This is a genomic window from Stenotrophomonas sp. GD03958, from assembly GCF_029839005.1.
GTDB classification, from domain to species: domain Bacteria; phylum Pseudomonadota; class Gammaproteobacteria; order Xanthomonadales; family Xanthomonadaceae; genus Stenotrophomonas; species Stenotrophomonas hibiscicola.
The window spans coordinates 1-1,325 of the sequence record NZ_JAOBZT010000144.1; the positions used below are offsets into that span (position 1 = coordinate 1).

Annotated in this window: 1 protein-coding gene; it reads left to right on the top strand. The window is 52.3% G+C overall.

The window, feature by feature from the left end:
- Positions 1-219, top strand: a 219-nt coding sequence (locus N5C25_RS20460) for an RHS repeat-associated core domain-containing protein (RefSeq protein ID WP_279937800.1), incomplete at its 5' end; no start/stop codon positions are given.
- Between the last annotated feature and the right edge of the window lie 1,106 nt (positions 220-1,325).

Sequence of the window (1,325 nt, forward strand, 5' to 3'; positions counted from 1 at the left end):
ACGGGGCATGTGACGGACTCCGGGACCGGGCTGAGTTACATGCAGCAGCGGTACTATGATGTGGAGACTGGGGCATTTCTATCCGCCGATCCAATAGCTTCATCAGTGGCTGCTTTTGGGCGCTACGCGTATGCGCTGGGGAACCCGTATCGGTTCCTTGATCCGGATGGAAGGCAGCCCAAGGATGCTCGGCAGGCTATTACTGGGAGCAAAATATAAAACAATGGCATTGCGGCCGGGGTAAGAGTGGCGGCAATCGGAGGGGCTCTCCCGTCTGGCTTTACAAAGGAAAATGCACAGGCTCGATATGATGCCATGAAGGGTGTTGTTGATGCTACGAAGGTAAAGATGGAGTCAATTCCGAACGCGAATTCAGACAACGCTGCCAAGATTTTTTCAAAGGTTTATCAGAAGTACTCTGTTAGATTCGGATGGGAAGTGAGTGCGGAAATCGTGATGAAGAATAGCGGTGCCTTTCACCTTTCCGATATTGGGATATCCAGTCAGGTTCGTGACGTGGACTGGCTGGGTGGGACTGCCGGTAGGCCTCTCGTAGGGGGATCAATATCCACACGCATCCAGCATTGGACGGATACAATCGTGCCTACTCGCCATTCTCATATTGGGATGTTGAAACGTACAAGAAAACAAATTCGATTAATTACGTTTCGGATCCGTCGGGGGTCTATAGGCTGAACAAGGATGGTGTGTCGGAGGTTGTGAAATGAGAATAAATTATCAGCTTTTCGTGACCTTCTTCTTGGCGATTTCCGTGGTCGGTTGCGGTGATCAGGAAGGACGGCAGACGCCGCCCGCAAAGGATTGTGGGATCGGTCAGAATCCAGCTTGCCGAGTCGGCTTCCGGGCGCTGGCTGCGACCCCCCGTCTATTCGATGGGAAATCGATACGCGTGGAAGGCTATCTCGGAGTTAGTCGAGGGCTCTTTGTATTGAACTCCAGCAAGGAGCTGTTCGAAGCTGGAGTGACTGATGAGACCCAAGTTCGCATCAGGGGCCCAATAGATCTCCAGCGTGACGTTTTTAATCGGTATGCCTATTCGTGGGTATCAGTGACTGGGGAGTTCAGGCTTAGGAGGACGGACGGGTCGACGGATGATCTTCTTCTCGGCGAAATGCATGCCCCACTTGACGTTCAGTCGTTGAGAGTCCCAGGTCCGATTCCAAGAGCGACTTTCGGAGACGTGTCCGTTGATCTCGAAGATCTGAAGTGAGTTTCAAGTATCAATCGCGGCTCCCATGAAGCGGTTCGTGATAACAGGGATTTTTTGATGGTATCCGAGGCGGGTGCCGACAGGTCACTGCATA